The sequence below is a fragment of the Clostridium paraputrificum AGR2156 genome (assembly GCF_000424025.1).
GTDB lineage: Bacteria > Bacillota > Clostridia > Clostridiales > Clostridiaceae > Clostridium > Clostridium paraputrificum.
This window is the reverse complement of record NZ_AUJC01000007.1, coordinates 95,629-121,726: the sequence shown is the minus strand read 5'-3', so window position 1 is coordinate 121,726 and position 26,098 is coordinate 95,629. Positions and strand designations below refer to the sequence as shown.

Sequence of the window (26,098 nt, the reverse complement as noted above, 5' to 3'; positions counted from 1 at the left end):
TTCAATATGATTATTTCTTCTTTTTTTTCTTTCTAACGGAATAACCAAAGCTACCTAAGCTCTTTTTTGTCATTGGATAGTATTCTCCATGACAATAATTAATTAAGTTTGCTTCTTCAAAATGAATTTTCCCTTTTTCATCCATTAAGCTTTCGTCAATATGTGAACATAAAACATCTGCAATAATTAAATCGTGAGTCCCTAAGGGAATAGTTTGTTTAACCTTACATTCTATTGCAACGGGACATTCATCTATATATGAGGCGTTAATTTGCCTACATTCCTTCATTGTAAAGCCCATTTCTTTAATTTTATCATTTGTTCTACCACTTTTAACACCACAATAATCTACAGCTTTAGTCATATTTGAGTGGGGCATATTAACCACAAATTCCATAGACTCTTTTATATATTCATAGGATAATCTATGAGGTCTTACAGATATAGAAAGCATTGGTGGTTTAGTACATACTGTACCAGCCCAAGCTACTGTAAATACATTTTCTTTTCCTTCTTTATTTTTAGAAGTGATTAAAACCACTGGAACTGGATTTAAAACTACACTTCCTTTGAAATCCATTTTGCTCATATAAAAACTCCTCTGTATTAATACTCTTTTGTTATCCCGTAAATTATAGCATTAAAAATTATTTTTAGCTATTACAAGTTGTCCTATTGATATTCCACCATCATTTGTAGGAATGTCTTTATGGGTAAGAACTTTAAAATTTTTCTTCTTAAGTTCATAATAGGTATTATTAAGTATAAAGTTATTTTGAAATACCCCACCACTTAGAGCAACTACATTAATATTAAAATCTAACCTGAGGAATTCACACATCTTTACAATATAGTTTACTATGGTTGAATGAAATCTTAAGGATATTTTTTCAATAGGAATTTTATTTTCTATATCTATAAGGATAGAGTTTATAATTTGGAGTGGAGAGATAATATATACTCCATTATCATCTTTAATATTAAAATCATATCCAATATCTAAGGCTTCTGTTTCTAAAATTGACTCTAGCATTATTGCAGCTTCTCCTTCAAAAGATGAATTGTGACAAAGGTTAAGAAGTGATGAAACTCCATCAAATAATCTTCCCATACTAGAAGAGGGATAAGATTTTTTAGGGTCAGAAAGTAATTTATATATAATATCATAAGTTTTTTTATAATTAGTATCTAAAATCCCCTTAGTCCTATTTAAATCTATGTTGTACAGATATGATAGGGCAATTTTATAGCAATCTCTAAGACTTGAATCTCCGCCTAAGAATCTAACATAGTCTAAATGTCCAACTCTTTTATATTCTTTTAAATTACAAATGAAAAATTCGCTTCCCCAAATAGAGTTATCATCCCCATATCCTGTTCCGTCAAAAGCCACACCAATTACTTTTTTGCTATATTTGTTGTCTACCATGCAGCTTACTATATGAGCATGATGATGTTGCACTCCTAAAGTAGGTATATTTAAAGAACTTGCATATTTACTACTTTCATAATCAGTATGCAAATCATGAACAATTAATTTTGGATTTATTTCAAATAATTTTTTATAGTGTTCTATATTGCTTTTAAATCTTTCTAGAGATTCATAGTTAATTAGTTCTCCATTATGAGGTCCTTGGTATATATAATTTCCCTTAGAAATAGCAAAGGTGTTTTTCATGTCACCACCTACAGCAAGAATTTCTTTTGAATCTTTATAAAGAAGAGGGAGAGGTGCATATCCACGACCTCTTCTAATAATCATATTTTCATAAGTGGTACATTTTATTATGGAGTCATCTAAGGGTAAAAATATATCTCTATTATTCATTAGGAAAAAGTCGCAAAATTGTCCAAGGTTATCTATAGCTTTTTTGTTTTCAAATTCTAAAGGAAGTCCAGATAGATTTCCTGACGTCATAATAAGAGAGTCTATATCAGTGGTCTGAAATATTAAAATTTGAAGAGGAGTAGATGGTAGCATGACTCCTAAATAATTATTATTTGGAGCAACTATATTTGGTAAGGAGTTATTCTGTTTTTTATTTAAAAGAACAATGGGACGTTCTTTACTTAATAAAAGTTGCTTTTCTGATTCATTTACATAACAAAACTTTTCAATTGTTTGGATATCTCTAATCATAAGTGCAAAGGGCTTTGATTTTCTTACTTTTCTTTTTCTAAGGGTCATTACTGTGCTTTCAGAATAGGGAGTACAACAAAGATGGAATCCTGATAAACTTTTTATTGCAAAGATAGAGCCTTCATTTATTTTTTTAGCAAAGAAATTTATGAGTTTTTTGTTGTATCTCCATGAATTGATTTTTTCTTCCCATATTATTTCTTGAGTAATATCTTTTCCTGAATTATCAGTTATAAAGATTTTAGGGCCACAGCTTGGACAACAATTAGGCTGTGCATGAAACCGTCTGTTACTCATAGTTGTATACTCTTTAAAACAATCTTTACATTGAGTGAAATTAGACATGGTGGTTACTTTTCTATCATAAGGAACTCTTTTTATGATTGAAAACCTAGGACCACAATTAGTGCAGTTAGTAAATGGATAAAAATATCTCTTATTATTTGGATCTAAAATATCAGCTGTACAATTTTCACAGGTGCATATATCAGGTGATATAAAAATTTGATTTTCACAAGCTTTTAGACTTTCTTTAATTTCAAATGAGGTTAAGTTATAGTTTTTATCATCTTTAATAGAAATGGATTCAATTCTAGATAATTCTGGAGGGGAGGTTTTTATTTGATTTATGAAAGATGAGGTACTTTCTTTATGACCTTCAATATGTATTTCCACACCATTACTATCGTTTAAAACCCATCCATTTAAACTAAATTTTTTTGCAATATTATATATATATGGTCTAAAGCCTACTCCTTGAACTATTCCTGTGATTTTTATCAAATATGAATAAATCATTGTAGAACACCACCTTAAGACGAATTAATAATATAAATTTTACCATATAAATATGAATTTTTTGTAAATAAATTAGTTCTCTATATAGAATTTGAAAAAAATGTCGAAAAATATACAGAGGGAGGTTTTTCTATGATTTTTAAAGATAAAAAATTAAAAACAAATTTAAAGAGTTTTAGAGGTCAGATAATTAAATTATTAATTATATGTACCTCAATACCAATAGTAACATTAGGTATATCATCAATAATATTATTCAAAAATTCAAGTGATAATGAATTTAAGAAGAGTGCTAAAAGTATTGATATGGCTGTAGAACAATTGGTTAATGAAAAGTTTGACGGAATTCAAAATATAATGGATATTGTTATAAAAAGATTAGAGAAAAATTCAAGTAAAGAAGAGTTGGAAAAAGACCTTATACTATTAGCAGAAGGGGATAAAGATGCTAAGTCTGCATTTATTTATGAAACTAAAAGTAAAGCAACATTAATTTATCCACATGTTGAAATACCTTCGAATCTTGATTCTACAACAAGAGAGTGGTATATAAAAGCAAAAGAGGCAAATGGACAGTTAGGAGTGTCTAATGTATATAAAGATATTATGACTGGAAAGAATATGGTTACTTTATCTAAAGCTCTAATAATAAATGGAGAGGTCCAAGCTGTTCTGGGCGTAGATTTTGATATTGAAAGTATTTCAAATGCTTTGAGCAATATTACTTTTGGTAATAATGGGATATGTAGTATTATTGATGCTAATGGAATAACAATTGCTCATCCTAATAAGGAGTATATTGGAAATAGTGATATTTCTGAAAGTAAAGTGTGGGAAACTATAAAGAATGAGGATAGTGGATTAGTTAAAGGAACAGCTGGATCAGAAACTATATATAATTTTGGCTTTACAACTTCAGATATTACAGGATGGAAAGTAATGCTTGAAGTTCCAAGTACTGATTTAACAGAAAATATAAAGAAGTTTATTACTACAATTATTATTACTATAATTGTGGTTTGGGTTATAGTAACTACATTAGGAAGTATATATTCAAGAAGAATGGGTAAATCTATAAAAATTATTAAAGATGGAGTTAATAAAGCTTCTAAAGGTGATTTTTCAGAAGAAATATCTTTATCAACAGGAGATGAGCTTGAGGAACTAGCAAATAGCTTTAATATTATGCAATATAAGATATCAGATTTAATTGGAAAGGTACAGTCCTCAATTATTGATGTATCTGATTCGTCTATTAATATATCAGAAATGAGTAATGATGTTGCTTTAGCTATTGGGGAGGTTGCTAATACTGCAGAGGAAATATCAAAAGGTACAATGGAATCTGCAGAGAGTTTGACAAATGTATCTTGTAATTTAGAGGGTGTTTCTCAAGATATTAATAATATAGATAAAGAAGCTAAGGATATTAATAATAAAGCTATAGAAACAAATGCTTTAGGAGAAGATGGAATAAATATTATAAACGTTGTAATGAGTAAGACGACAGAAACTAAAGAAAGTGCGATGGAAGTTAATAAAGTTATTTCTTTAGTGTCAGAAAGTGTAAGTAAAATTGGGGTGATGAATCAAGCAATATCCCAAATAACTGAACAAACTAATCTTCTTGCTTTAAATGCAGCTATAGAAGCAGCGAGAGCTGGAGAGGCTGGAAAAGGTTTTGCTGTAGTTGCTGAAGAGATAAGAAAGCTTGCAGAAGAAACATCAAAATCAGCAAAAGAGATAAATGAAGTGGTTCAAGAAGTATCATTAAAAGTTAATGTAGCAGTAGATACAGTTAAAAATACAAATGAAACTGTGGAAAGCCAACAGAATGTTATCTTAGATGCTGAAAAAATATTTAATAATATTATTAGTTCTGTTAAGGAGCTTACAAGTAAGGTTTATAACATATCAAATGCTTTAGATGAAATGGCAGAAAAGAAAGATGATTTAGTAAATCAAGTACAGAATTTATCTGCAATAGCTGAGGAGACAGCAGCAGGAACAGAAGAAGTATCTGCATCTTGTGAAGAAGTATCTGCATCTTCAGAAGAATTTACTGTTTATGCAAGTAAGCTTAAAGATTTAGGTAAGAATCTCGAAAATGAGGTAAATGTATTTAAGTTAAAAAAATAAGGAAGGGGTTAACCCTTCCTTTTTAATATCTTCTTCTACGTCTTGAACGACTATATCTCTTTCTATTATTAATAATCTTAATTATAAGAACTACTAAGATTACTACTATAACAATTGCAAGGACAATAGCAATATATACAAACATATTAGCCTTTATAAGCTTAAATACTGTTAAGTCACTGCTTCCTTTTACTTCTAAAGCTGAATCTAAAACTGTTGCGCTTAAAGGAATATCGTTTTTAGAAGCAAGTTTCCAAGCGTTGTTGCTTTCTGGATTTAGTGTTATTTTCAAGTTGTTTACATTAAGCGAATTATTATATAATTTCAAGTCTTCGCTTAAGGTTACATTAGCTGTTATTGTTTTTGTTGGTCCAAAAAATCCAAATAGTTTGTATTCAAGTTCAAGAGAACCAACCTCATCTCCAGCTTTCTTAATAACTTGTTTTTCAGCAGGATAGCTATAGTCCATCATAGAATTTAAGTCTCTAAATCTAGCATCATTATCGTTTCTATCAGACTTTAATACTACACCAATAAGTTTACGCCCATTTCTTTCATATAGACCAGCAAAACATGTTCCGGCATCATTAGTAACCCCTGTTTTACCACCTATATTCCCATTTTTGCCTAATTCAGTATTTCTATTTTCTAAGTGTATTATAGTATCTCCAGGTAAGGTAACTGTAGCATTTGAAAGTGCCATAGTTTCTCTTATCCATTCATTTTCATAAGCTTTCTTAGTTAAAATAGATAATTCATAAGCTGTAGAATAGTTTACATCTTTTCCTGTTACGGAATCTGGTAAACCATTAGGGTTTTCAAAGTGAGTATTTATTAATCCAAGCTCTTTTGCTTTGTCATTCATCATTTGAATGAATTTTTCTGAGGTTCCACCAACATGCTCTGCAATCATATATGCAGCATCATTACCAGAGAATAATAAAAGTTCCTTCATAGCTGTATCAGCATCAATGGTATCTCCTACCTTGAATGATTTACCATAAGGAAGCATTTGTTCACTTTGCATAGTATATGGTGGTTGTGCTAAAGCTGTTTCTGTATATACTATTTGGTCTGTTTTTTTTGCGTTTTCTGCAAAAAGTAATGCTGTCATTAGCTTAGTTGTACTAGCTAAATACATTTTTTCATTACCATTTTTGTCGTAAATTACTTCTCCAGTATCATAATCAACAACGACTCCAGCTTTTGAAATAATTTCTGGCGTATTAACTTTTTCTGTGGCATGGACCTTACTAGCAAAAGGTGCTAATAAAGATATGGAAAGAGCTAATGCCAATGTTTTTAACGTCTTTCTTTTTGTCACGGTTCATCTCCCCATCTCTTAAAAATAATGTGTCTGAAAACATTTTTAGTATATCATTTATGTATTTTAATAACAATATGTAAAATGACAATATTCTTAATTTCCTATTAATTACTTAAATATAAAAGCTTAAAAATGCCAACACTAAGGATAAATGAAGTAGGAGGTGAAAAAATGAAGAAGCTAAAAGGATTCATATTAATTATACTGAGTTTTTTATGTGTACCTTTTTGTAATTATAAGGTGGATGCAGTGGAAGGAGAAAAGTTAGTTTATTTAACTTTTGATGATGGTCCTTCACCCAATAACACAAATAGAATTTTAAATGTTTTAAAGAAAAATGATGTAAGAGCATCTTTCTTTGTTGTTGGGAAGAATGTTGAAATGTTTCCGGAGATTGTGAAAAATATGGACAAGAATAATATGGATATATATCCACATTGCAACAATCATACTTATAAGGAGCTATATAGTTCCCAAGAGTTTTATTTTGATGACTTAAGCAAATGTCAAAAATCTATTAACAAGGTTACAGGAAAAAATGTTGGGTGTACATTTGTAAGGATGCCGGGCGGGTCTGATAACTTAGTTGGAGATAGAGAGGTTCTAGCTAGTATAAGAAATAATCTTTTGAAAAAGGGAGTTGATTATGTAGATTGGAATGTTGATTCTGGTGATGCTACAGCCATAAGTGTAGCAACTGATATAATAGAGGATAACGTTAGTTCTGGTGGCTGTAAATATCAAGTTGAAGTTCTTTTAATGCATGACTTAGATAATAAGAATACTACAACTGAAGCTTTAGACACCATAATTAATGAGTACAAAGTAATGGGATATAAATTTAAAACTTTAAGTGAGATGGAGCCTTGGGAAAAACAATACTTAGAGAATATAAGAGTTATTAATAGAAGGTAGGGAAATAACAATATATATTTACAAAAATATATAAATATATAAATATATAAATAAGTTCAATTATAATATAGAGAGTCAAAGAGTTAGTAGAGTTATAAAGAATAGATAGAATAGAAAGAACTCTGCCAAGTTAGCAGAGCTCTTTCTATTCTTTAAATCTATTTATGATATGTTCTTTGGCTTTTAATTCAAAAGTATCATCAAGCTTTTTAAGTTCAACAGAACCATATTTTTTTTCTAAAGCAATTCTTAAAAATCTATCTGCAAGCTCAGGATTTTTTGAAAGTAATGATCCGTGGAAATAAGTGCAGAAAGTATTCTTATAGATGCATCCTTCATAATTATCTTCACCATTGTTGCCGTATCCATGAATACATTTTCCAAGAGGCTTTAATCCATTTATAAATGTTCTACCAGAGTGATTTTCAAAACCAACATAGGTTTCATTAAATTCTTCGTTGTAGATTACAGTATTTCCAATAAGTCTCTTTTCTCCACCCTCAGTATAGATATCTAGTATGCTTAATCCTTCAAGTTTTTCGCCATTAGGAGAAATATAATGCTTTCCTAGAAGTTGATATCCGCCACATATAGCAAGAAGAACTTTTTCATCTTCTATATATTGCTTTAGAACTTCTCCTTTATTATTTTTAAGGTCTTCAGAAACAATTGATTGCTCATAGTCTTGACCTCCGCCAAAGAAAACTATATCTATATCGTCTTTATTAAATTTATCATTTAAAGAAACATTAACTATATTAACCTTTATTCCTCTTTCTTCAGCTCTATGTTTTAATACAAGAATATTACCAACATCTCCATAAACATTTAAAAGATCAGGATAAAGATGACAAATATTTAATTCCATAATTCCACTCCTTTTACTACCAAAGCTTTTTAATATAGCCTTTTGAGTGTAGATATTTTCTATAATTGATCATGGCTGTATAAGTAGCTAATATATAAATTCTATTAGTGCTACTATTTTTAATTTTTTCTGTTAATGCTTCATAGTTTTCTTCTAGAATAAATTTTTCTGAATTAAGTCCAGCCACTTTTAATCTAACTGCCATATCATACAATCTTATTCCAGAAACAAATACATCCTTTATAGGAAGTTCTTTTAATCTTTCAAAATCAACATCCCAAATCCAAGAAACATCAGTACCATCAGCATAATTATCATTAAGCATAAATAAAGTAGAGAAGTCTTCTTTATTTAAACAAAGTGTATCTATAGCTTGGTTATATCCAGCAGGATTCTTAACAAGTATTATTTTTACCTGCTTATTATCTATACTTATTTCTTCTTGTCTACCAAAGCTAGAATCTTGTTTTCCAAGGGAAGATTTTATTGATTCTTCATTAATTCCTATTTCTTTGGTTATTGAATATGCGCAAAGACCATTGTAAATATTATAGATTCCTGATTGACTAATAGTTATTTCATCATTATTAATAAGTACTTTAGATGAATTAGGGTTTAATTCTAAAATTTCATTTACAGAATATTTAAGATCAGCTCTTTTATAGCCACATTCTGAGCAGTAGAAATCTCCTAGATGATTATATGTTATAAAGTTATATTGATATGGAGCTTTACAAATTTTGCAGAACTTTGCATCAGCATTAACATCAATAGTATTATCCTTTTTTACCCCTACGTTAAAACCATAGTATATAGTTTCATTTGGAACAGGTAATTTACCAAATAAAGAATCATCACCATTTAGAACTAATTTAGATAATGGAACTTTTTCAACACCTTCTAATATTTTTGAAAGGGTAGTATAAACTTCACCATATCTATCTAATTGGTCTCTAAATAGATTAGTAATAGTTATAATTTCAGGTGTTATATATTCCGTTACAAATTTTAGATTAGCTTCATCTACTTCAATAATTGCATAACTATCATGTTTTTTGTTGAAAAATTTATAGTTATCTATAAAACAAGCAACTATTCCTCTAAATAGGTTAGCTCCTGTGTTATTTGTAATTACTGTATGTCCATTTGCTTTAAATATATTAGTAATCATACTTGTAGTAGTAGTTTTACCATTAGTTCCGGTTACAAGTATAACTTTATATCCCTTAGCAACCTTTTTTAATATCTCTTTATCAAATTTTAATGCAACAGTACCTGGAAAGGTGCTTCCCCCTTTTAGAAGGTTTTTAGATATAAATAATGTAATCTTACCAGCTAAAATACTTAAAATAGACTTAATATTAATATTGCTCACCACCTTAAATGCTTACTATGTAGTATGTCCTTAAAAGCTTAATTGTAAACTTTGAGAATAAGTATAGCATAAACTTATAATATTTTGTAGAAGATTATAAGATAAAAGAGATATTTTGTGTGGTATTTACAATTATTTGTAGTAGATTTTTTATATTGTAAATGTTAGAATAATACATATGTAAACCTTGTGTATAAGTGAAAAGGTGGGTGCAGTATGGAAAAGGTTTTAAAAGGAATTAAAAATAGTTTTGGAAAAATAGGGACAGCCTATAAGAAGCTTTCAGAAAAAGATGCCAGAATAGACACTATAGTAACTATATCAGGTGTAATGCTGTTTGCTTTTTTAGTTATGTTTACCTGTCAAAAAATAATGGGTGTTAATGCTGTTAGTATAGCTACTAATAAAGCTGAAGCTAGTTTTTTTGATGGGGATTATGATGCTGCAATTGCAGAATATGAAAAATTACAGGAAGATGAAGAGTGGCCTATTTATACAGTTAAGATTGCAGAGATATATTCAGTAAAGGGAGATTATGAAAAGTCAAACTCTTTATTAGAAGAATCATATCAAAAAAGAAATGAGCTTATAGACGAGCATGGTAAGAGCAAATATAATGATGTAGACGGTGAACTTGGAAATCTTATAGCACTTACTTTCCTTATGAATGGAGAAAAGGAAAAAGCCTTAGAACATGGTGAAATGTTCATGGAAGAAAATGCATTAGATAAGTCTATTCAAAGAACAATGTTTACAATATACATGGTAAATGGACAAAGAGAGAAGGCTAACAACATAATCAAAGAGTATGATGTTGATGAAGAATCTTCCTATGACTTAGCATTATATGCAAGAATGAATATGCTAGTAGATAATTGGGATAAGGGTTATGATATATTAAAGGATGCTTGGTATAAAAATAAAGATGAAATAAAAGTATATGATGTTATAGCTCAAATTTCATCTTACGATAGGGATTCTGTAATTATGAAATTATCTGAGTTGTCGGAAGCAAATCCAGATGAAGTATGTTACAAAGTTTGGCTTGCAAAGTGTTACTCAATGCTTGAAGAAACCACTAATGAAGCAAATGCGTTAGTACAAGAGCTAGAAGGGAAAGATGTTGGTAATGTAGTTTTTAAGACTATAATTGCAAAGATTGATCAACATTTAGGAAATAATGAAGAGGCAGAAAAAATATTAAATGCAGTAATAGAGAATGATGAAAATTCATATTTTGGTTATCATACAGCAGCTTGGTATTACTTTGATTTAGGAGATTATGATAAGGCTTTTGAGTTATGTAAACAAAGTATTTTAGCAAATAAAGATTATCCTGATAATTACGGATTCTTAATACCAGAAATTATGATAGCAAAAGAACAAAGTGAAATAGCAGAACCTTATTTAAGAATGGCTATTGAAAAGGAACCTTTTAATTACAATATATTATTAAAAATAGCTGATTATTATTCATATAATACTCAAGATAAGGGGAAGGCTTATGAGTATTATAATTTAGCTTCATTAGTTAAGCCAAATGATGCTGAAATTTTATATAATATGGCCAACATAAAAGTAGAAGATGGAAAGAATAGTGAAGCTATAGAGTTACTAAAGCAATGCACTAAATTAGATGAACAATCTACAAAGTATTTTAGAACCTTAGGAACTGTATATTTAAATGAAGGAAAAACAGATGAAGCTATAGCTGCAATTAGGTCTGCTTATTCAGTGGATAAGAGTGATCTTAAGACATTAAATAATGCAGGAGTCTTCTATATTGCAATGGAAGGTGAAATTGAAAGAGGTATGGTTAATATAAAAGCAGCGTATGATGGATTAACTAATTCAGTAGATACTGAAACAAGAAATGTTATATCTGAGAATTACCAAAAGGCAAAGACCCTATATGATGCATATAATAAGGAAGATGGATCAAAATTAACAGTACCAGACTTTACATTATTCTATTAAGAAAAGTTAAGGAGAATAAAAAATATAGATTAGATAGAGAAATTGTTTTGCAATTTCTCTTTTTTTATAGTGACAAATTTCTATAATGAAAGTTTTTTCTTTTTTACTCTTAATTAGTTAATTAGAATCTTTGCCTAATTGTAGAAAGAATAATATAATAATAATATATTAACTAAAGAAAATTATAGGAGGGGTATTTTATGTATCCAATTAAGTTTGAAAATCTGTATTATGAGAGGATATGGGGAGGTAGAGACCTAGAAAAGTTTAGGGATAATGTTCCAGAAGGATGTATAGGCGAAAGTTGGGATATTGCTTGCCATAGAAATGGAACAGGAATTATAGAAAATGGAGAACTTAAGGGATTATCATTTAAAGAACTTATAGATAAATACGGAGAAGAAGTTGTAGGAATAAAAATTAGCAAGGATAATTTTCCGTTACTAATTAAGCTTATAAATTCAAAGGATAAATTATCTGTTCAAGTACATCCAGATGACAAGTATGCAAAAGAAGCAGAGAATGACTTAGGAAAAACTGAAGCGTGGTATGTTGTAGATGCAGAAGAAGGAGCATCACTTATTGTAGGAACTAAGGATTGTGACAAAGAAATTTTTAAGAAGGCTATAGAAGATGGTTGTTTAGAACCATATTTAAATAAGATACCAGTTAAAAAAGGTGATATGTTCTATGTACAAAGTGGTTTAGTACATGCCATATGTGAAGGGGTAACCATAGCAGAAATCCAACAAAGTAGTGATACAACATACAGAGTATATGACTATAATAGAGGAAGAGAAATACACGTTGAAAAAGCTCTAGATGTAATTGATTTTGATTTAAAGTGTGAAAATAGTAAAGGTATCACAATTCATGAAGAAGGCTTTGATAAAACAATTTTATGCTTAAGTGAATTTTTTGCAATTGAAAAGTATGAAGTTAAAAGTAAGGCTATAGAAAATAGTGACTTAGATAGATTTTTCTTATTCACTTGTGTGGAAGGTAATGGGAAGATAGTATCTTCAGGAAATGAATTGGAAATAAAGCTTGGAGATAGTATCTTAATACCTGCAAGCCTTGGAGAGTATACTTTAGAGGGGAACTTTACTTTGTTAAAGAGTTATGTTCCTGATTTAGAAGTAGAAAAATCAAAAATATTAAGTAATGTAATTAAGTAAAGTGGACGATAAGAAACTAGGAGTGTAATTGCTCTTAGTTTCTTTTTTAAAAGGTGGGAATAAAATGGCAAATAAAAATAAGTTTAAATTAGTAAAGGTTATACTTTTTGCCTTAATAATTATTGGTTGTGCTACTCTTTATTTCAAAAATTTTAGTAATAACAAGGGATTAAGAGTTATAGAATGGGATAATATTTATAATGATAATAACATTACATTGTTTTACCAAGATATTGAGGAAAAGCCTAATTCTATAAAAAAGTTAGATAGTGTTTACAGCGTAAGTAAAATAGTTAATAACAATAAAAGTGAATTAGAAAAGGTATTACAAACTGTAGATATATTAAAGAGTATCATCGAATATGATGATGTAGATAGTTCTGTTGCTAAAGATGGATATGCTATCTTAGAGGAAAAGGGTGGCAATAAAAAGGTATCAGATAGAGATATGGCAATAATAGAACGAGATATCTTATTAGCGGCTGGATTTGTGGCTAGAGTTGGTGAGTTTAGAAAAGAGGTACCTCAGTTCCAAAAGAATCCTTCATATTATGTTGTTGAGTACTGGAGTAAAGAGAATAATAAGTGGATAATGGTGGATTTTAAGGATAAAGGGTATCTAGAAAAAGGTGGGGTAAAACTATCTTCTATTGAAGTTTTAGGAGAGAAGCTTAAGGACTTAACTTATATAGGAAATAGTAGTCAAAATGATTACAGAAAGAAGATATCTAAATACTTATCTTCATATACAGTTGCAATAGATAATACTATTTCAATGAAGAAAAGTAATAGCTATTTAACATACTGTAGTTCAGAAAAAGATATTGATATGAAGATTGAAAATGATTATTTTCCATCAACAATTTTTACAACAGAAAAGACATTGTTTACATTGTCACCTAGTACAAAGGCAACTGGCAAAGATAGTAGTACATATATAATACTAATGAGAAAGCCTATGGAATCTTCAAATAGCTATGTTTATGTTATTGGTGCATTCGAAAATGGAAGTACAATAAAAAATTACTATTTAAGAATTAATGATGGTAAAATGAAAAAGATAGATAGGTATGAAGAAGTTGAATTAGTAGAAGGAACAAATAAAATAGAATTATCTAAGGATGGAGTAAATATACTTAAAAGGATAGTAGTAGAGAGGGATAAATAATCTTAATAATTTATTAAGTTAATAGACAAGTAGTTTTGGGTTAAGTATAATAAAAATCGGAGTTAAAAAGAAAGTGAGTGTGATATGAGTGGGGTTAGACTTAATATTTATTTTAAAATCAATAATTATTGCAATTGTTGAAGGATTAACAGAATTTATTCCAGTATCATCTACAGGACATATGATTTTAGTAGGAAGTGCTATAAATTTCCGTAGTGCGTCTCCACAATTTGCAGAGATGTTCGAAGTAGTTATTCAACTTGGAGCTATTTTAGCTGTAGTTGTGCTTTACTGGATAAAAATTAAGGATAGTGTAATAGAATTTTTCCAATATATTTTTACAGGTGGTAAAAAAGGAAAAGTAGGATTTAGATTTGGAATTAATGTTATAGTAGCATCAATACCAGCAGGTATAATCGGGATGTTATTTTATGATAATATTAAGGCATTATTTAGACCAGAAGCTGTAATTGTAGGATTTATAGTTGGTGGTATATTATTGCTAGTAATTGAAGGACTATTTAGAAGTAAAAAACATGCTGTAAAAGATATAGATGAAATTACTCCTGGAAAGTCACTAATAGTAGGCTGTTTTCAAGTACTTTCAATGTGGCCAGGTATGTCAAGAAGTGCATCAACTATTATGGGAGGATGGATTGCAGGGTTATCTACTCCTATAGCAGCAGAGTTTTCATTTTTCTTAGCAGTACCAGCAATGATTGGTTCATCAGCAAAGGATCTATTTGAATTTGATTATTCAATTATGAATTCTACATTATGGATTGCCCTAGTATTAGGATTTATAGTGGCATTTGTTGTTTCTATAATAGTAATGAAGAAATTTATTGATTATTTAAAGAAAAAACCAATGAGAGTATTTGCTATATACAGAGTAGCGGCAGGAATATTATTAGCAGTATTAGTATTCACAAAGATAATAACGCTATCGTAAATATAAATCATAGGAGAGAAACCTCAATTAGAGGTTTCTCTTTTCTTTAACATTTAGGAAATTATAAACCTTTAATTAGCTATAAATCAAAGGGAGTATTACATTTTTATATTAAAAAGTTATAAGGTCAAAGGTAATAAGTTTATAGTTTTTTCACCTTAAGTACTAAGGGGATGAATATCCACTCTATCTTTATTTTGTAAATTTTCTAAAAATTATAAAATTTACATTCAATTCTACTTTTCACCAATTTAAATTTATGATATCATAAAATAAGTAAATGACATTTTCTTGTAATGCATTGTATGTAAACAATATCAAAAAGTGTCGTAAAGTAATAGTTTTTATATTTTTTTATTCTAAATTGTTTGAAAATAATGAATATAAAAACAATTACGGTATAACGTGTGTGGTAGAGGGGGATATGAGAATGGAACAACAAATTAAAAAAATTGCCTTACTAACAGGTGGTGGAGATTGTCCTGGATTAAATGCAGTAATTAGAGCTGTAACAAGAACTGCAATATTAAATTATGGTATGGAGGTTATAGGCTATAAATTTGGATATAGAGGCCTATATAACAATGACTTCATTCCTCTAACATTAGAATCAGTATCCGGAATATTACATAGAGGAGGTACTATTCTATACAGTTCAAACAAGGACAACCTATTTGATTATCAAGTAGAAGAAGATGGTCAAATGGTAAAAAAGGATGTTTCAGATGTAGCCGTAGAAAATATGAAAAAAGAGGGTGTAGATGTTCTAGTTGTAATAGGTGGAGATGGAACCTTAACATCAGCTAGAGATTTTGCTAGAAAAGGAGTTAAAGTAATAGGAGTTCCAAAGACAATTGATAATGATTTAGCATCTACAGATGTTACATTTGGATTTAATACAGCAATAGATGTTGCTACTGGAGCTTTAGATAGACTTCATACAACTGCTGAATCACATCATAGAATTATGATTTGTGAGGTTATGGGAAGAGGTGCTGGTTGGATAGCATTAGAGTCTGGAATAGCAGGTTCTGCAGATGTTATTTTGCTACCAGAGATACCTTACGATATAAACAAAATAAAAGAAAAAGTTGAAGAGAGAAGAAAAGAGGGCAAACTATTTACTATTATAGTAGTAGCAGAAGGGGCTAAACCTAAAGATGGTGACGTGGTAGTTTCTAAGATTGTAGCAGATAGTCCAGATCCAATTAGACTTGGTGGAATTGGTAATAAGTTAGCTGATGATTTAGAAAAGATAATTCCAGATCATGAAGTAAGATGTACAGTGCTTGGTCATATCCAAAGAGGAGGAACTACTTCTACTTATGATAGAATTCTTTCGACTAGATATGGGGTAGCTGCTGTTGAGTTGATAAATGAAGGTAAGTTTGGTGATATGGTATGCTTAAAAGGAGATACAATATCTTCTGATAGTTTAGAAAATGTTATTGGACAAAAAACTAAGCAAGTGTTGCCGGATGGAGAGTTAGTTCAAGTTGCTAAAAAAATAGGAATTTCTTTTGGAGATTAATTTAATATAAAAGGGAATAAAAAAAGTTATAAAACTCCCCTAATGGGGAGTTTCTGTAATATTTAATGATATTATATTTAATTTGTATCTTCAAAATTTTCTGAAAATATGATATACTTTTCCTAGGGACAGTTAATTTTTAGAAGCTGGAGGGTATTATGAAAGAGATAAAGAGATATTTAGAATCAAGAATAGGAACTTACGGATTTTTCTTTGAAGATCTATCGAGCGGATTCATTTATGGGTATAATGAAAACGTTCAAATGGTTGCTGCAGGGTGCATGAAACTTCCTATAGCAGTTTCTCTTATAAAAGCTGTTGAAGATAAAAAGGTAGATTTCATGGATAAAATCAAAATAGAAAAAGAAGATAAAGTTTATGGAACTGGTATAATCCATGAATTTAATGAGAGAGAGTATACAATATTTGAATTGTTAGTAGCAATGCTTATACAAAGTGATAATACTGCAGCCAATAAGATAATTGATATAATTGGAATGGATAATATTAATTCAAACATAAAAGAAATGGGATTAAAAAATACTATTCTTAACAGAAAGACTAGCGATGAAAGACAATCTAAAGAGGGTGTAGAAAATATAACAAGCGCATATGATCTTTCTAAGATATGGAAGCATCTACATAATGCAACTTATCTAAATAGAGATAATAGCACTATGTTAGTAGATATATTAAGAAGGCAACAAATTAAGAATAAACTTGCTTTATATATACCAGATGATTTGAAATATGAAATTTCCAGTAAAACTGGTGACAAGAAAGGTGTTGAAAATGATACAGCATTAATTCAATTACCTAAGGGGAATTTTGTATTTACTGTATTATCAACTTCCGTTCCTAATAGTGTATATGGAACAGTAACTTTGGCTAAGTGTGGTAAAATGATGTGGGACAATGTCATGAATAATTGGCATTGAAAACATAAATATCTCTACCTGTGGGTTAGGTAGGGGTTCAACTATGGTGAAATTGAAAATATGAGGGTAAAAGAAGAATGTATCAAAGTGAATTTTGATACATTCTTCTTTTGTTATCAATTAATAAATATAGAAAAAAGAATAATTTAGAAAGTGTTTAATACATGTTTCAGATTAAGAGTCAGGAATTAGAATTATGAATTTATTTATTAAAATATTGTAAGAAATTAACAATAAGTTTACAATATTATTTGGTGATATATGTAATAAAGGAGAGAGGGTAATTGGAAAGTGAAGAGGTATCAATTAAAGAAGTTCTAGAAACCTTGAAAAGAAGATGGAAGATGATCGCTATTATCGTATTAGTATGTCTAATTGTGGCTTCTGTATATAGCTTTTTTATAACTAAACCTGTATATAAAATAAGTACAAAGTTATTTATAGGTAAAGAAGTAAGCGACGGGGCATCAGATTACAATAGTAGCGAAGTTCAGATGTATCAAAAACTAATGAAAACATATGCTGGAATTGCAAAATCAGATGATGTAATTCAAAGAGCACTAGATAGAGGAGATAGTAATGCTAGTGCAAAGTCTATTTTATCTAACCTAGAAGTAATAGCCGGAAATGATGACCAGTTTTTGACCATATCATTAAGTACTAAAGAACCAGGAGAGGGCTTAAAGGTATTAAATAATATTATTGATGAGTTTATAGAAACATCATCAAAGATATATGCCAATGGTAATGTTAGTATAGTAACAACACCTAAATATCCTGAATCAGCAATTAGCCCTAATAAGAAACTAAATATAGCTATTACATTTATGATAGGAGTAATGTGTTCTGTAGGTTTAGCATTATTGTTAGAATTTATGTATAACACTGCAAAGAGCAAGGAAGAAATAGAAGAAATACTAGGAGTATCTGTTTTAGGAATTTTACCTGAATATACAGATGAAGATAAGTTAGATGATTTTAAGAGTAAAAGGATTTTGGGAAATAAACATCTAAGAAATAAAAAAAGAAGGAGGAAAAATAAGGGTGAAGAATATTCTAGAGAATCCTACAACGATATATGCGGAAGCGTATAGTAAGCTTAAAACAAGTATTAAGTATTCATCTGCAGATAAAAATAACAAAGTATTTCTTATAACATCATCAGAAAAAGGTGAGGGTAAATCAACAACAGCGACAAACCTAGCAATAAGCTTATCTTTTGATAAGAAAAAAGTTTTGCTTGTAGATTGCGACTTGAGAAGACCTTCTTTACATAAGTATTTAAGGATTAGTGGAGAATGTGGATTAACAGAAGTAATAATAGGGGAAACAAACGTAGAAAAAGCAATAGTTAATATAAAGGATAATCTATTTTTTTTACCTTCAGGAAATAGACCACCAAATCCTGCAGAGCTATTGGGAAGTGAAAATTTTGAATTAATGTTAAAGGAACTAAAGGATATATTTGATTATATTATAATTGATTCCCCACCTCTTAGGGTAGTGGCTGACGCACAAATTCTAAGTTCGAAAGTAGACGGAGTTATATTGGTGGTGAAATATGGGTTTACAAAGAAAGATGAACTTTTAGTATGTAGAGAAACTTTAGAATTAGTTGGCGGTAAGTTAATTGGAACAGTTATAAATGGGGACAAGAAAGAGAATGATTACAAGTATTACTATTATTAAAATAATTGTATTTAAATCAATCTAAATGCGGATACTCCTTAATAGACAGTTCTATTTAAGGAGTATTTTTATGAAGAAAATTATAAGAAGTTCTATGGTTTCAATAGCAATAATACTTTTTTTAAATATACCTAGTATAGTATTAGCACTTGATTTAAGTGCTAAAGATATAAATGATATAAAATATCAATTAAGAATTGTTGGGATAAATTCATATTGTAGTGATAATATAATAACTTACATGAAAAACTTAAGTTTATCTAGGGAAGAGTTATTAGTCATTGAAAAAGAATGCACAGAAGTTATAAACTTAATCCATGGGAAAAACTTTATAAGTGATTTATCTTTATCTGAAATGTATTACTTTTATAAAACATTATCATCTATAATAAATAATTTAAATATGGGTTTTAGTATTAATATATTTAATAAAAGTATAGCTATTAAAAATATAAGTAATGGTGATATTTTAATGAAAGGAAGTATAAAAGAAGTTGGGGGATATATAGAGAATGTAAAAAGGAATAATTCTATTAAGGACATAGTTAATATTTTAGATAGAATTGAATTTAAAATTCTAGGAGAAAATAGTGGCTTTTCCAATAAAGTTCTTAATTCTAATATCCCAGACTTTGCTATTAATGTTATAAATGAATTTGAATGGGTACTAAATTTTTAGTACCTTTTTGTTTTGTTTTTTATTTGCTGATATAATAGGGGTAATATTTTAATAATATGGGGGCGTAGTATGATAAATGAAGTGATAAATGGAATCAAACCATTATATAAAGATAAAATCGAAGAAGCTAAAATAAGAGTTGATTCCTTAGCAAAGCCTTTAGGAAGTTTAGGAAGACTTGAGGATTTAGCAATACAGATTTCAGGCATAACAGGAAATATAAAGAATTCCATACGAAATAAAGGTATTATTATTATGAGTGCGGATAATGGAGTGGTTGAAGAAGGGGTAGCCTCCTCTCCACAATATGTAACTTTAGCCCAAACAAAGAATTTTATTAAAGGTAAAACTGGAGTTTGTGCAATAGGTAAAACAAATGATACAAAGTTAATTGTTGTAGATATAGGAATAAATTCTGATGAAAAAATAAATGGGATTGTGGATAAAAAAATATCTAAAGGAACTAGAAATATATATAAAGAAAATGCTATGAGCTATGAAGAAGCTAAAAGGGGAATTGAAATAGGAATTGAGATGGCTAAAAAAGCTAAGGATGAAGGCTTTGATATAATTGGTGTTGGGGAAATGGGAATAGGTAACACGACAACATCTGCAGCAGTTTTAATGTGTTTGATTGACTGTAAAGTTGATAAAGTAGTTGGTAAAGGTGCTGGGGTTACTGAGGAGGCCTTTAATAAGAAAAAGCTAGTGGTCAAAACTGCTGTTGAAAGTAAGGATATAAATAGAATGGATCCAATGGATATAATATCAAAGGTTGGAGGGTACGATATAGCTGGAATGACAGGAGTGTTTTTAGGAGCTGCATATTATAGAATACCAGTTGTTATTGATGGCTTTATTTCAGTTGTATCAGCCCTTCTAGCATCAAGGCTTAATCCTATTGTAAAGGAATATCTTATACCTTCTCATAAGTCTAAAGAAATAGGATATAATTTAGCTATAGAGGAGTTAGGACTTGAGCCAATGCTTAATTTGGGAATGAGACTTGGAGAAGGTAGTGGCTGTCCAATAGCATTTTCTGTAGTGGAGTTTGCATTGTCTATGATGAATAATATGGCAACCTTTGAAGAAGGGGAAATTGATAATTCTTATCTTGAAAAAATAAAAGGAGAAGAAAATTATATAGTATGATAATATTTGTTGTTGGCGGGTCTAAAAGCCAAAAGTCCAATTATGGAGAGAGTATTGCAGAGAAGTTATTTAATAAGGGAAATTTATATTATCTAGCTACCATGAAACCTTATGATGATGAGGATTTAAAAAGAATAGAGGAACATATAAAAAACAGAAGTGGACATGGCTATATAACAATAGAAGTTCCAAGGGATATTAGTAGCGTTTTACCAATGCTAAATAAGGGTGATACAGTACTACTTGATAGTATTACATCTCTTGTTACTAATGAGATGTTTAATAATAAACAGATTGTGAAAAATGTTAAAGATAAAATTATAACAGAAGTAAATGAGATTTCTAAGAAGGTTTCTAATTTAGTTATTGTATCAGATTATGTATTTAGCGATGGAATTAGGTATGATGATTTTACAGAGGATTTTAGAAAAGAACTTGGTATTATAAATTGTGAAATAGCTAAAATGTCACAGGCTGTAATAGAGAGTTCCTTTGGAAATATTATAGTACATAAAGGTAAGGAAAGGATTAATAATGAAGAACTTATTGAATGCATTTAATATGGCAGTTAGTATGTTTACAGTAATACCATTGCCTAAATATATATGGGAAGAAAAATCTGCAAAGTATATGATGAGAATATATCCATTTGTAGGATTTATAGTAGGGCTTATATGGTATGGGGGAGGAGTACTTCTTAAGTATTTTGAAATAAGCTTAATGATGTCAACAGGTATTTTATTAACTCTTCCTTTTATAGTTACAGGTTTTATACATCTAGATGGATTTATGGATGTTTGTGATGCACTCCTTTCTAGAAAATCTAAAGAGGATAAGCTGAAAATTTTAAAGGATTCTAGAGTTGGTGCCTTTGCTGTTATAGCTTTAGGTCTTTTGTTTATTATGGATTTTGCAGGAATTTACACTGCATTAGAAAAGGATTTTAATTTAATTGCTCTTATATTAATACCTATAATATCTAGGACTATAGCAGCATACATTATTATCTCTAATGAGCCTTTAGGGGAAAGCTATTATGGAAATCTCTTTAAAAATGGGACAGGAAAAATAGATAAGATAACCCTAGGGATAACTTTTATAATTATATTAATTTTGAGTTATTTCTTAGGAAATAAATATATAATAATGCCATTAGTTATGGGAGTTGTAGGGTTAATTCTTTTAAAAAATTGCAAAAAAGAACTTGGTGGAATTAATGGAGATGTAGCTGGATATATTCTCGTATTAACTGAGGTATTTGGAATTTTAGTTTTAGCTATTATATAAGGAGAAGGATATGGAACTATATTTTGGTGGAGCCTATAACGGTAAGCTTAGGCTTATAAAGGAAAAGTTTAATATAGATGAGAAGGATATATTCTTCTGTGGAGAAGGTAAAATAGACTTTTCAAAGAAGGTTATATGTGGAATTCATATGTTTATTTATAATGAAGTAATTAATGGTAGAGATGCAATGGCGTTTTTTAAGAAAAATATAGAAAGATTTAATGATAAAATAATTATTTCAGATGATTTATCATCTGGTATAGTACCTCTAAAAAAAGAGGATAGAAAGTGGAGAGAGGAAACAGGAAAAGTGCTACAATTTTTAACTATTAAAAGTAATAAGGTTACAAGGGTATTTTGTGGTCTTCCTATGGTTTTGAAGGATGAATAAGATAGTTTTGTATTTAATAAGACATGGAAAAACACTATGTAATGAAAGAAGATTGTATTGTGGTAAGTCAGATGTTTCATTGAGTGAATTAGGGTATAAGGAGATTCTTAAATTAAAATCTACTGTAGATTATCCAAAGTGCAGGTTAAATTATACAAGTGGTGCTAAAAGGGCAAATGAAACTTTTGAAATTATTTTTCCAAATTCAAAATACGCAAAGAAGAATGATTTTTTTGAATATAATTTTGGAGATTTTGAGATGAAGTCCTATGATATGCTAAAGGATAATAGTGATTATATAGCTTGGATTATGGATGAAAGTAAAAAGGTAAAATGTCCAAATGGTGAGTGTAAAGAAGAGTTCTATAGAAGACTTAGTAAGGCTCTAAGGAGACTTTTTAGGGAAGTTATAGAAAAAGGTGAAGAGGAAGCTTTACTTATTTGCCATGGTGGTGTTATAGGTACCTTACTTGAATTATTCTGCAAATCCTCAAAGGATTTTTATACAATGCAACCTAGTTGTGGTAGGGGATATAAGTTAGAGGTTAAAGTTGATAAAGATATAGAAATAAAAATACTAGGGGAGATTTAAGAAATGTTATCATATACCATAGGTTTAGTGTTAGATTTTATAATAGGAGATCCTAATAATCCTTTTCATCCAGTAAGAATAATAGGATCTTTAGGTATTAAGCTTGAAAATATAACAAGAAGAGTATTTAAGAACTTAAAAATATCTGGATTTGTAACATGGTTAGGAGTTATATTAATAACTTTTTTAGTTAATTCATTAATAGTTAGGCTTGCTTTTAGTATAAGCAATATATTTGGAATTATTATTGAAGGGATATTATTATATTTTTGTATATCTTCTAAGGGATTAAAGGTAGAAGGATTAAAGGTAATTAAAGTTTTAGAATCAGGTGATATTGAGGGGGCAAGGAAGCAACTATCCTACATAGTAGGAAGAGATACTAAAGTTCTAGATGAAGAAGGAATTATTAGAGCTGTAATTGAAACAGTAGCAGAAAATACATCAGATGGAATAATAGCGCCACTATTATTTGGAGCTTTAGGTGGTGCACCTCTTGCTATGACATATAAAGCAGTTAATACTTGTGATTCAATGTTTGGATATAAGAATGATAAGTACATAGATTTTGGGTTTGTACCTGCAAAGATGGATGATTTATTTAATTATATTCCAGCAAGAATTACAGGATATTTAGTGATTTTTGCTGCATTTATATTGGGACTAGATTATAAAAATAGCTATAGAATTTATAAGAGAGATAGATATAATCATACTAGTCCTAATAGTGCTCATCCAGAATCAGCTGTTGCAGGAGCTTTAGGAATAAGACTTGGAGGAGCAAATTATTACTTTGGTAAGATTGTAGAAAAGCCAACAATAGGTGATAAGAATAAAGTAATAGAAATTTCAGATTTATATAAGACAAATAATATTTTATTAGTAGTTACTTTATTAGGATTTAGTGTTGGACTTATTATAATAGTTCTTGGAGGGTTAATATAATGAACTTAGGACACGGTGGAAATGTAGAAGAGATATGTAGAAAATATAATGTTTGTGAAAAAGAGATTATAGATTTTTCTGCTAATATAAATCCTTTAGGAATTTCTAAGAAAGTTAAGGAAGAAATGATTAAATCTTTAGACAGAATAGAAAGGTATCCAGATATAACTTATCACGATTTGAGAATGGGTATTTCTGAATATGAAGGTATTGATTATAATAATATACTTTTAGGTAATGGAGCAGCTGAGGTTATATTTAATGTAATTAGAGGGCTAAATCCTAAAAAGGTTCTTATTCCAGCTCCAACCTTTTCTGAATATGAAGATGGTATAAGGGCTATTAATGGAGAAATAGTTTATTATAAATTAAATAGGGAAAATTTTAAGTTAGATGATGGATTTTTAGAAGCTATAGATAAAAGTATGGATATGCTTTTCATCTGTAATCCTAATAATCCAACAGGGCAGTTAGTATCTAAGGAGTTTTTAATTAAAGTGTTAAATAAATCTTCCAATACTAAGGTTGTTATAGATGAGTCATTTTTAGATTTTATAGAAGATAAAAGTAGATACTCTTTAATAGACATGTGTAAAGAGTATGAAAATCTTATTATAGTTAAGTCTCTTACAAAGTTTTTTAGTTTTCCTGGCATAAGAGTAGGTTATGGAATTACAGGAAACGCTGAATTTATTAGAAAGATTAACAAGGTTTCTGTGCCATGGTCTATAAATACAGTTGCTTCAACTGGAGCAATAGTCGCGTTGAAAGAAAGAGAATACCAGAAAAATTCAATAGATTTTATAAAAAATGAAAAAGTATTTTTATATAATGAGTTATGTACGTTTAAAGAATTAGAGGTCTTTGAGGGGGTAGTTAACTTTATATTTTTTAAGACTAGAATAGATATTAATTTAAAAGAAGAACTTATTAAGCATGGAATAATTATAAGAAGCTGTAGTAATTATATAGGGTTAGGTTCTGATTACTATAGGGTTGCTGTAAGAACTAGAGGGCAAAATGAGAAACTTATATATGCTCTAAGAAAGGTATTTAATAAATGAAAGATATATTGATTATACTAGATGGATTTATGGAGGAGTGTCTTGAGGGACATTCCTTTAAAAAACTTCTTTTTGGAGATATGAAGTTAAATTATACTGAAATGAAAGAAGACTTTTCAGTGGAAGGAAAGGATTTAGATAGTTTAAACTGTATTTTTAAAATGCTTGGTTACGATAGTTCTAAGGTAGATATCGGAGAAAGGGCCTTTTATGAAGCTTTAAATAGGGGGATAGAAATAAAAGGTGGAAGTGGTATTTATAGGTGCAATATAATTAAGGTTAATAATGGAATACTAGAAGATTTTACTGGTGGAGATTTAGATAAAAATATAGGAGAAGTTTTAAAAGAATTAAAAGTAGAAGGTGGATATTTTTATCCATGTTACCAATATAAGAATTTACTTCTTTTAAATGAGATTGTACAGGAAAAGCTTAACCCACCGCATTTTAGTGTGGGTAAAAAAGTAGAAGAAATTATGCCTGAAAATAAAAGATTAAGGAATATAATTAATTACTCCTATGAATTTTTCAAAGATAGGGATTTAGAAGGATTAATGCTTTGGCCTTGGGGGGCCTCGGGTGAGGTGAAATTGAAGAAGTATAATAAGGAATCAGTGTTAATCGGAGGAATAGATTTAATTTGTGGTATGGGAAAGGCTTTAGGAATGATAGTTGTTCAACCTAAAGGAGCTACAGGGGAGTGGAACAGCGCGTTGCATAATAAACTAGAAGGTGTATTAGAGTGGCTTCCAAAAGCTAATAATATTATTTTACATGTAAATGGATTTGATGAGCTTTCTCATAGAAAAGATTTTAAAGGCAAAATACAGTTTTTAGAAAAAGTTAAAAATGAGCTTCTTTTTCCTTTATTAAATCTGAAGGGGATAAATATAAGAATAACTTGTGACCATAGGACAGATTCCTTTACAGGTAGTCATGAAAAAGGATATGTACCATATCTAAGTATATTTAATTGACAAAATATAAGCCTTT

At 29.4% G+C, this 26,098-nt stretch carries 24 protein-coding genes; 19 read left to right on the top strand and 5 right to left on the bottom strand.

What is annotated here, in order from left to right:
• Positions 1 to 10: 10 nt before the first annotated feature.
• Entirely contained in the window at positions 11 to 589 is a 579-nt protein-coding gene (locus tag G594_RS0108520; RefSeq protein ID WP_027098201.1) for a flavin reductase family protein, read from the bottom strand.
• Between the two features lie 51 nt (positions 590 to 640).
• A complete protein-coding gene (hypF, locus tag G594_RS0108515) occupies positions 641 to 2,938 on the bottom strand; it encodes a carbamoyltransferase HypF (protein ID WP_027098200.1) in 2,298 nt (765 codons plus the stop codon).
• 132 nt (positions 2,939 to 3,070) lie between these two features.
• On the opposite strand from hypF, the gene G594_RS0108510 reads away from it, so the two are divergent.
• Complete coding sequence (locus G594_RS0108510) at positions 3,071 to 5,077, top strand: methyl-accepting chemotaxis protein (RefSeq protein WP_027098199.1); 2,007 nt, start codon at positions 3,071 to 3,073, stop codon at positions 5,075 to 5,077.
• A 22-nt stretch (positions 5,078 to 5,099) separates the two neighbouring features.
• Here G594_RS0108510 and G594_RS0108505 read toward each other — a convergent pair whose 3' ends face one another.
• Positions 5,100 to 6,401, bottom strand: a complete 1,302-nt coding sequence (locus G594_RS0108505) for a D-alanyl-D-alanine carboxypeptidase family protein (RefSeq protein WP_027098198.1) — start codon at positions 6,399 to 6,401, stop codon at positions 5,100 to 5,102.
• A gap of 174 nt (positions 6,402 to 6,575) precedes the next feature.
• Here G594_RS0108505 and G594_RS0108500 point away from each other — a divergent pair, with 174 nt between their 5' ends.
• Positions 6,576 to 7,319 carry a polysaccharide deacetylase family protein gene (locus G594_RS0108500; protein WP_027098197.1) on the top strand — a complete coding sequence of 248 codons (744 nt, stop codon included), beginning with the start codon at positions 6,576 to 6,578 and terminating at the stop codon, positions 7,317 to 7,319.
• Between the two features lie 145 nt (positions 7,320 to 7,464).
• On the opposite strand, the gene G594_RS0108495 is transcribed toward G594_RS0108500, so the two are convergent.
• Positions 7,465 to 8,187 (bottom strand): type 1 glutamine amidotransferase, encoded by a 723-nt coding sequence (locus G594_RS0108495; protein WP_027098196.1) that lies wholly within the window; start codon positions 8,185 to 8,187, stop codon positions 7,465 to 7,467.
• 16 nt (positions 8,188 to 8,203) lie between these two features.
• Positions 8,204 to 9,562 (bottom strand): Mur ligase family protein, encoded by a 1,359-nt coding sequence (locus G594_RS0108490; RefSeq protein ID WP_027098195.1) that lies wholly within the window; start codon positions 9,560 to 9,562, stop codon positions 8,204 to 8,206.
• 216 nt (positions 9,563 to 9,778) lie between these two features.
• Here G594_RS0108490 and G594_RS18620 point away from each other — a divergent pair, with 216 nt between their 5' ends.
• The 17 genes from G594_RS18620 to G594_RS0108405 all read left to right on the top strand — a co-directional run bounded on the left by G594_RS18620 (position 9,779) and on the right by G594_RS0108405 (position 26,082).
• Complete coding sequence (locus G594_RS18620) at positions 9,779 to 11,539, top strand: tetratricopeptide repeat protein (RefSeq protein ID WP_051195948.1); 1,761 nt, start codon at positions 9,779 to 9,781, stop codon at positions 11,537 to 11,539.
• 200 nt (positions 11,540 to 11,739) lie between these two features.
• Complete coding sequence (locus G594_RS0108480; RefSeq protein WP_027098194.1) at positions 11,740 to 12,717, top strand: type I phosphomannose isomerase catalytic subunit; 978 nt, start codon at positions 11,740 to 11,742, stop codon at positions 12,715 to 12,717.
• Positions 12,718 to 12,781: 64 nt separating this feature from the next.
• Positions 12,782 to 13,885, top strand: coding sequence for a hypothetical protein (locus tag G594_RS0108475; protein WP_027098193.1), 1,104 nt, complete (start codon positions 12,782 to 12,784; stop codon positions 13,883 to 13,885).
• A gap of 88 nt (positions 13,886 to 13,973) precedes the next feature.
• Positions 13,974 to 14,837 (top strand): undecaprenyl-diphosphate phosphatase, encoded by an 864-nt coding sequence (locus G594_RS0108470; RefSeq protein WP_027098192.1) that lies wholly within the window; start codon positions 13,974 to 13,976, stop codon positions 14,835 to 14,837.
• A 430-nt stretch (positions 14,838 to 15,267) separates the two neighbouring features.
• Positions 15,268 to 16,368, top strand: coding sequence for a 6-phosphofructokinase (locus G594_RS0108465; RefSeq protein ID WP_027098191.1), 1,101 nt, complete (start codon positions 15,268 to 15,270; stop codon positions 16,366 to 16,368).
• Positions 16,369 to 16,526: 158 nt separating this feature from the next.
• Positions 16,527 to 17,306: a serine hydrolase gene (locus G594_RS0108460; protein WP_027098190.1), complete on the top strand. Its 780-nt coding sequence runs from the start codon at positions 16,527 to 16,529 to the stop codon at positions 17,304 to 17,306.
• A 284-nt stretch (positions 17,307 to 17,590) separates the two neighbouring features.
• Positions 17,591 to 18,400 carry a YveK family protein gene (locus G594_RS0108455; RefSeq protein WP_027098189.1) on the top strand — a complete coding sequence of 270 codons (810 nt, stop codon included), beginning with the start codon at positions 17,591 to 17,593 and terminating at the stop codon, positions 18,398 to 18,400.
• Positions 18,351 to 18,995, top strand: a complete 645-nt coding sequence (locus G594_RS0108450; protein ID WP_120362597.1) for a CpsD/CapB family tyrosine-protein kinase — start codon at positions 18,351 to 18,353, stop codon at positions 18,993 to 18,995. Before G594_RS0108455 ends, G594_RS0108450 begins: the two co-directional genes overlap by 50 nt.
• 70 nt (positions 18,996 to 19,065) lie before the next feature.
• The gene (locus tag G594_RS0108445; RefSeq protein WP_027098187.1) at positions 19,066 to 19,674 is read left to right on the top strand and encodes a hypothetical protein; all 609 of its coding nucleotides are present in this window, start codon (positions 19,066 to 19,068) and stop codon (positions 19,672 to 19,674) included.
• 69 nt (positions 19,675 to 19,743) lie between these two features.
• Positions 19,744 to 20,826 (top strand): nicotinate-nucleotide--dimethylbenzimidazole phosphoribosyltransferase, encoded by a 1,083-nt coding sequence (gene cobT, locus G594_RS0108440; RefSeq protein WP_027098186.1) that lies wholly within the window; start codon positions 19,744 to 19,746, stop codon positions 20,824 to 20,826.
• A complete protein-coding gene (locus G594_RS0108435) occupies positions 20,823 to 21,386 on the top strand; it encodes a bifunctional adenosylcobinamide kinase/adenosylcobinamide-phosphate guanylyltransferase (protein ID WP_027098185.1) in 564 nt (187 codons plus the stop codon). The genes cobT and G594_RS0108435 overlap by 4 nt, the downstream gene beginning before the upstream one ends.
• Positions 21,361 to 22,113, top strand: coding sequence for an adenosylcobinamide-GDP ribazoletransferase (locus G594_RS0108430; protein ID WP_027098184.1), 753 nt, complete (start codon positions 21,361 to 21,363; stop codon positions 22,111 to 22,113). Before G594_RS0108435 ends, G594_RS0108430 begins: the two co-directional genes overlap by 26 nt.
• 10 nt (positions 22,114 to 22,123) lie before the next feature.
• Positions 22,124 to 22,504, top strand: coding sequence for a bifunctional adenosylcobinamide kinase/adenosylcobinamide-phosphate guanylyltransferase (locus G594_RS0108425; protein WP_027098183.1), 381 nt, complete (start codon positions 22,124 to 22,126; stop codon positions 22,502 to 22,504).
• On the top strand, positions 22,497 to 23,096 hold the full coding sequence (locus tag G594_RS0108420; protein ID WP_027098182.1) for a histidine phosphatase family protein: 600 nt from the start codon (positions 22,497 to 22,499) through the stop codon (positions 23,094 to 23,096). The genes G594_RS0108425 and G594_RS0108420 overlap by 8 nt, the downstream gene beginning before the upstream one ends.
• A gap of 3 nt (positions 23,097 to 23,099) precedes the next feature.
• Positions 23,100 to 24,041 carry an adenosylcobinamide-phosphate synthase CbiB gene (gene cbiB, locus G594_RS0108415; protein ID WP_027098181.1) on the top strand — a complete coding sequence of 314 codons (942 nt, stop codon included), beginning with the start codon at positions 23,100 to 23,102 and terminating at the stop codon, positions 24,039 to 24,041.
• Positions 24,041 to 25,105, top strand: coding sequence for a threonine-phosphate decarboxylase CobD (cobD, locus tag G594_RS0108410; protein WP_027098180.1), 1,065 nt, complete (start codon positions 24,041 to 24,043; stop codon positions 25,103 to 25,105). The genes cbiB and cobD overlap by 1 nt, the downstream gene beginning before the upstream one ends.
• The gene (locus G594_RS0108405; RefSeq protein ID WP_027098179.1) at positions 25,102 to 26,082 is read left to right on the top strand and encodes a hypothetical protein; all 981 of its coding nucleotides are present in this window, start codon (positions 25,102 to 25,104) and stop codon (positions 26,080 to 26,082) included. The genes cobD and G594_RS0108405 overlap by 4 nt, the downstream gene beginning before the upstream one ends.
• Positions 26,083 to 26,098 lie beyond the last annotated feature (16 nt).